We start from the raw sequence: 7,415 nt of genomic DNA, 5'->3' as shown, positions 1-7,415 counted from the left end.
GTTTAGAAGATATTCAAACTTTAAAAACAAGAAAACAAAAACTTATAGATAATTTTATTAATTATGTAGATAATGATCCTGATTTTTTATCATCAATATCCCAAGTCAAAAATAAAATTGAGCATAGATTTAAAACAGTGGAGCAAATTATTAAAGAGGTCTTATCATGATTAACTTTCTAAAATTGACAAATTACAAAGCTTTTGAAAATCAATTACTCGAATTTAAACCCCTAACCTTACTTTCGGGTCTAAATAGTACGGGAAAATCTTCTGTACTGCAAGCGCTACTTTTGCTGCGTCAGTCTTATCAACAAGAATTATTACCGAATGTTGGTTTAGCATTGAATGGTGAATTAGTACGTATTGGTACTGCTCAAGATGCTTTTTGTGAAAGAGCTAAAGAGGATTATCTAGGTTTTGAAATTACTTGGGATGATGAAAAAAAAGGAATTTGGCGTTTTAGCTATGATCCAATTAAGACAGATGCAGATATTTTAAATAATTTAGATTTACACTTATCAAGTGATCCAGGTATCTATGGTTTACAAAGTCTTTTTAAGAAAAGATTTCACTATTTACAGGCGGAACGACTTGGACCACGAACATCTTATGATATGTCAGATTATCAAGCGCGACGATTAGGACAGCTAGGTTCCAAAGGTGAATATACAGCACATTTCTTAGCAATTAACCAAGATAAAGATGTTCTTCAAAGTAAACTAAGACATCCAATGGCAAAATCTAATAGTCTTAGTAGCCAGGTTGAAGGATGGATGAGAGAAGTTAGTCCTGGAACCAGAATTAAAATCAACTCAAATTCAGATATAGGTTTGATGAGTTTGCAATATTTCTATGGAGATAGCAACCCCTATCGTACTACTAACGTCGGATTTGGAATTAGCTATACATTACCAATTATCGTAGCAATTCTAGCATCTCATCCTGGTACACTAATTCTAATAGAAAATCCAGAAGCGCATCTACATCCTAAAGGGCAAGTTAAAATGGGTGAGTTATTATCCCTTGCAGCTAGTTGTGGGATTCAAGTAGTAATAGAAACTCATAGTGACCATGTTTTAAATGGTATTCGTATTGCTGTTCATCAAGGTCAAATTAAGCCAGATGATGTTCAATTACATTATTTTCAGCGCCCAGATAAACAAGGACAAGATGTTACAGAAGTAGTATCACCCCGTATCGATAGAAATGGAAGAATTGATAAATGGCCTGATGGTTTTTTCGATGAATGGGAAAAAAGTTTAGATATTTTACTTGAGCCTGCGGGGGAGTAGAAGGTGGATTTAGATTTAATATTAAATGAATTGTCTCTGCGAAATCCTGCTCTAAATGAACAAGAAGCACAGGAAAGAATGTCTGAGCTAATTAAGACTATAAAGGCAGTTAAAGCTCAGGGAGTGAAAGTAAGTCTTCGGACTAAAGAGAATTTTTATACAACAATACTTGCGCCTAATTATCCTCTGCGTCGTTGGCTTAATGATGCCGATCAGGTTGAGCGAATTTTTATCAAAACTCTTGCAACTAAAGCACCTTTTTCAACTGATATTGCAAATTCTGATATCCAAGATATTGAAAATAATGCTAGTTTGTCTGAATTTCGTCATCAAGGAGAAATCGCTATTGGGCTTGGTATTGCTTATGTACTAGAGACAATAGCTATTAGTTTACTCTCTGAAGAATGCTGGGATTGTAACCGCCTAGAACTAGAATTTACATCGCTTAATCAAGATGAAGAGATAGTACATGAAGTTGTAAAAATTTTCCATGTTAGTCGTAGCACTCATGTAAAAGAACACGCCAATCTGATTCAAAAAATTCAAGAGCATATTTATCAACAAGTTAGCAACGGGGTGGAAATTTGGAATCGCAGGGAAGAGTTATTTCCTAACCTAGAATTTTGTCATGCTGTTAGAAGACAATTGGAAGATATCCGTACTGGACAGTTGGAATTACAGCCTGTTCTGAAGAAATTATTTGAGCTTCAGAAATGCTGTGAAAACTGGAATAATGGTTCTTTCAATACTGAAGAGTATCCTTTTGAGGAATCGGGAGAGAGTAACCCAACCCTTGAAAAGTATTTCAAGGAAAGAACTTTTCTTTGTCCTGATGGTAAAGAACGCTTATTTGAACGACATATTAAATTGAGGGTTTGCAATTGGCGAATCCATTTTTTTCCAGAACAACCAGTTTTTCCAGAACAACCAGGGAAGGTAATTATTGGTTATATTGGTCGGCATCTTCCTACAGTAAAGTATCGGACGTAATCCTTAAAATCTGTTTTTCCTCCTCACAAAAAATCTTAAATTTAATTCTCTCTATCTGCTTAATTAGAAGCTGGTGTATCAGTAACATTTCCAACAAGTTCGGCGATAGTTTGCAATAATTCTTGCTCATTGTAAGGTTTAGAAAAATACGCTTTTGCTCCTAAATTCATGGCTATTTGTCTATGTTTCTGACCACTACGAGACGTTAACATTGTCACTGGAATATGTTTAGTTTTTATATTAGAGTTAATGCGATCTAAAAAGCCGTAACCATCTAGGCGAGGCATTTCAATATCACAAATTATAGCGGCGACTTTCAAACCACTTTCGATTTTTTCTAAGGCATCTTGACCATCTTTCGCTTGTTCTACTTCATATCCTCCTTTTTCAAGGGTCATGGCTAAGAAGCGCCGAACATTAATGGAGTCATCGATGATTAAAATTGTATCTTTTTGAGTGGTTGCTGTTGTGGAAAGTTGTTTATTTTCAAAAGATAGAAAGGGAGTTTTTAACCTAACTGATGGTAAGTGATTATGTTGAGGAGTGCGTTGATTAGTGGCAATCCAATATAATAAATCGTTGGTATTTACTAATGCTAATACTCGACCATCACCGAGGATTGTACAGTTACTAAAACCTGGGGGTAAAGGTAGATTACTCTCTAGTTGACGGATGGCTACTTCTTGTTCACCCCAGCAACGGTCTACTTGGATGGCGACTGTTTGATTATTACCTTTGACTATTAAGATACTGTTAGCATTAATGGCTGGTGAAATTTCTAGTTCTGGTTTATCGTAGCGGGGACAATTAAACTGGAAGTAGCGACTGAGGCGAATTAGTGGTAATGTCTGATTTTGCCAATTAATGACTTCGCTATCTCCCATTAAAAATACTTCTTCGTTGGGGAGTAAAAATATTTCGGATATGACTTCTGTGGGAAATGCTAATAACATTTTATTACTTTCTACTAGCAGAACTCGTGCGACAGAAAGTGTAAATGGTACTGATAAAGTAAAGGTAGTACCAATTCCTAATTCGGTGTTGACTGTAATATCTCCTTGCACTGATTTGAGGTTATTACGTACTACATCCATACCGACACCACGACCAGATAAGGCTGTTACTTGGTCGGAGGTAGTAAACCCTGGTTCAAAAATTATTGATAGTAGTTCTTCTTCGCTAGCATTAGCTACTAAGGTAGCATCTAAACCCATAGCGACGGCACGGGAGCGAATTTTTTCTAAAGCAATTCCCTGACCGTCATCGCGCATGGTAATAATTGTGCGGTTATTCTGGTTGTTAGCGATAATTTCGATTAATCCTTGTTCTGGTTTACCCAATTGACGGCGAGTTGTGGGGTCTTCGATACCATGATCAAAAGCATTTCTCAATAGGTGCATTATCGGCTCGTTTAAAGCTTCTAAGATGCTGCGTTCAATTAGTGTGTTACTACCTTGAACTTGCAAATGAACATTTTTACCATACTCAATGTTAAGGTCACGCAAGGCTCTAGGAAAACGGTCGATTAAATCGGATAATGGTCGCATCCGAATGTGTGTAATTTTTGTTTGTAATTGTTTGGATGTTTTGTTAAGTTTCCGGGCTATTTGGTCTGTATCATCTAAACTTAATTGAATGTCGGTTGTGACTTCTTGGAGTTGGATAATGCTTCCTGTAATTTCTTGCGATCGCACGTTTAGTTTATCTTGACTATCTACTGCTAAAATATCAGTCTCTGGGGTATGTTCTGGATGCGATCGCCCGCTATTTATCTTACTAATTTTATGGTAAGCTGTACGTAATTCATGGTTTTCTCGGTCAAGTGTTTGCACTCGCTGATTAAGATCATGTACAAGTTTGCGGAATTTTTCTAACTGGGAATTTAAACCATTACGCTGGACTGTGAGTTCCCCACATAAATCATTAATTTCCTCCAGTTGTTTACTCGCAACTCGTACTGTATTGTCAGATGTTTCCCTATCTTTGCCAATGGTAATTTCTTCCACTGTATTAGTTTCAGGAATATTTGCAAATGTCAGATTTTCTGTGGTTTCTGTATCTTCGGGAAGCTCAGGGATGACATCTTTGGTGATATAATTAAGTGGTGTATTTAAATCAAGTTTGGTAGGTAAACTATCTCGTTGATTAGTTAATATCAAAGCTTGCGATCGCCGCCATGTATGCAATGCTAACTGGGCAATTTCTATAATGCGATCGCTGCTCGCCGTACCCATATCATTTTCTATAGATTGACAAAGACTTGTAAAAGCTGGTAATTGCAGCATTTCGCCCAAACCACCCAACTCAGCCGCCATAATTACCACTTCTTCTTGTAAATCAGCCTCAGCGCTATCTGCTAATACCAATTCCAAACGCTGCAAACATCCTTCCACTTCCGTTTCAAACAGCATAGGCACAATATCTTGTCCCTCTTCCGGTGATAATATAGTGGAAGCATCTTCTGGATTAGGTTCACCCAGGCGATCGCGTAATTCCTCAAATACTGGATCACAAAAGTTACTTAACCACTGGTTATTTACCTCATTCCCTTGTGATAGTAAGTCTACAATTTGCCGCAGCGAGTCAACCCCAGAAAGCAACAAACTTTGTAAATGTGAGTCAATATCGCGGGAATTTTTGCGACTTTTTAACACCTTAAAAGAATCTTCCAGACGGTGAGCGAAATCACTAAGGCTGCGGAATCCCATCATCCCAGCGCCGCCTTTAATAGAATGAGCAGCTCGCAGTGCAGCATTAATTCTCTCGACATCAATGCGTTTACTGCTATTAATTTCCAGCAACACCGTCTCTAGAGTATTCAGATAATCTCTCGCTTCTTCCAGAAATTGCATCTGGATTTCTAACTCTTTATCCTTTGACATAGTTTTGTTTGGTCATTTGTCATTAGTTATTAGTCATTGGGAAGTTACCGTCTTCTCCCCTAATTAACCTTAAAAGTAGCAACAGTTTCTTGTAACTGCTGAGAAATTTCCACAGTTTGATGCAGAGATTCCGAAACCACCGCAGAAGACCGGCTGGTACGTTGTGAAATAGCAGCAATATGTTGAATCAAATCACTCACAGCTTCGGATGTTTGTAACTGAGATGCAGTTGCAGTAGAAATCGACTGTACCAAAAAATCTATCTGTTCGGATACATCTAAAATTTGACTCAAACTTTGCTTCGCATCTTCGACAATTTGTGTCCCTTCCATGACTTGGGAAGTCCCGATTTCCATAGATTGGAGGACTTCGCTGGTTTCCCGTTGAATATTTTCCACAATTTCCTCAATTTCTTGGGTCGCGGAAACACTGCGAATGGCTAACTCACCCACCTCGTCCGCAACCACAGCAAAACCTTGTGCTTCTTCACCAGCTCGCGCTGCTTGAATACTGGCGTTGATGGCGAGTAAATTGGTTTGGGTGGCGATTTGCTTAATTAAAGACACCACATGAGAAATTTGTTGCGAAGATTCTCCCAAGCGTTTGACTTTCTGAGTAGTATCTCCCACTGTTTCCCGCAAAGCCAGAATATTATGCACTGTCAAATCCATTGCTTGTCCACTGTTTCTAGCAGACTTAGCGGCATTGTTGGCAATAATTGCGGCTTTTTGGGCATTTTCAGCCACGCTTTTCATAAAATTAGTCATTTGATCAACAGCATCTAGGGTACGGTTGATTTCAGCAGTTTGGGCGAGTGCTTCCTCTGCTAGTTGACGGATAGCGGCTTCATCAGCCCCAATTGCTTGATTTACTTGGGTAGTAGTTTTTTTTACTTGGGTGATAATCTCTCTGAGGTTTTCCACTATGGAGTTAAAAAAGTCAGAAACAGTACCGATTTCTCCAGATGTCACATCTGCGCGCACTGTCAAATCACCTTTAGCTGCACTCTCTACCTGTGTCAGTAGTTGCAAAAGTTCTTTATGCACTGTGTGATCAAAATTCGCTCCGCCCATTTTAATCAGTGCTTCTTGTTGGGCTAAAACTTGTAATTGGCTGGCAATTTGGTTAAAGTTATGACTAATTCTGTTTAAATCATTTTGTCCGGTAGTATGCCAACGGGTATCAAAATCACCTTTAGCCAGCTTTGATAAAGCGGTGGCTCCATTTAAAAGTGGTTGTGTAACTAAGTGGACTAACCCCAGGGCGATCGCACCTACAATTAATGTTAATAGTATTGTGGCGATCGCTATTGTTTTTAATAATTCTCTTTGAGGTGCAAATGCAACGGCTGTATCTGTAGTTAAAATTAATTGCCACTTTAATCCAGGTATGCCTTTTTGTGTCACTGATGGCACATAACTCAAGAGTTTTTGCTGTTGATTAATAGTATGAATTGTGGTGTATTTACCAGATGAAATTAAATCAGATACCGGAAATTTAGTCCCTAATAACTGTGCTTGGGGTGTGAGGAAAACTTTTTGTTGACTATCAATCAAATAATATTCATTGCCATTAACTGTATACCCTTGAGTTACTGCTGCTAAAGATTCTACAGGCATTCTGACACTTACCACAGCAATAGTATCAGCGCTAACTGCATCTTTAATGGGTGCAGTCATATTAATTATTGATGCTTCTGGCTGACTAACTACAGTAGTATCTTTGGCGATAATTTCCTGCACATACTCAGGATTTTGATCATTATCTAAAGGTGCGTCTGTAGATTTAACTATTAATTGACCATCAGGATCAAACACTGTAATACTGTTATAAGCTTTGTGAGTGTTGACAAAGCCATCTAAAAACTCTTGCTTATTGGCAGCACTGGTATTTCTCTTAACTCTGCTATTGGTAAAAAATGGTGAATTGGCGATAATTTGAATATCTGCATAGCGTTCCCACATCAAGCGGTTAATTCCCTCTGTTAATCTGGTAGCCGTGGCTACATGAGATTGGTAAATTTGCCTATTCATGGATTTATAAACCAAGCTATATGCGATCGCACCCATGCCAAAGACTGGTAAAGTAGTGATGGCGATCGCTAAAATTACCATTTTTTGTTTTAAACTAACTCGTTGACTATATTTCATTAAATAATTCCGATAATAACTATTACCCGTTACCTCTGATGCTGACTGAGTATTTTAAGCTCAACATCACTAAATCAGCACAATCACAATTTAGCTTTT

General features: G+C 38.0%; 4 protein-coding genes. 2 read left to right on the top strand and 2 right to left on the bottom strand.

Annotated features, from left to right (window positions below):
- Positions 1-166: 166 nt before the first annotated feature.
- Positions 167-1,294, top strand: coding sequence for a DUF3696 domain-containing protein (locus tag VB620_RS10940; protein ID WP_323196175.1), 1,128 nt, complete (start codon positions 167-169; stop codon positions 1,292-1,294).
- A 3-nt stretch (positions 1,295-1,297) separates the two neighbouring features.
- Complete coding sequence (locus VB620_RS10935) at positions 1,298-2,284, top strand: hypothetical protein (protein ID WP_323196174.1); 987 nt, start codon at positions 1,298-1,300, stop codon at positions 2,282-2,284.
- Between the two features lie 59 nt (positions 2,285-2,343).
- Here VB620_RS10935 and VB620_RS10930 read toward each other — a convergent pair whose 3' ends face one another.
- The gene (locus VB620_RS10930) at positions 2,344-5,166 is read right to left on the bottom strand and encodes a hybrid sensor histidine kinase/response regulator (protein WP_323196173.1); all 2,823 of its coding nucleotides are present in this window, start codon (positions 5,164-5,166) and stop codon (positions 2,344-2,346) included.
- A 59-nt stretch (positions 5,167-5,225) separates the two neighbouring features.
- Complete coding sequence (locus VB620_RS10925; RefSeq protein ID WP_323196172.1) at positions 5,226-7,316, bottom strand: methyl-accepting chemotaxis protein; 2,091 nt, start codon at positions 7,314-7,316, stop codon at positions 5,226-5,228.
- Between the last annotated feature and the right edge of the window lie 99 nt (positions 7,317-7,415).

Source organism: Nodularia harveyana UHCC-0300 (assembly GCF_034931085.1).
GTDB classification, from domain to species: domain Bacteria; phylum Cyanobacteriota; class Cyanobacteriia; order Cyanobacteriales; family Nostocaceae; genus Nodularia; species Nodularia harveyana.
Note: the sequence above shows the minus strand (reverse complement) of the source record. Positions and strands in the feature narration are given on the sequence as shown.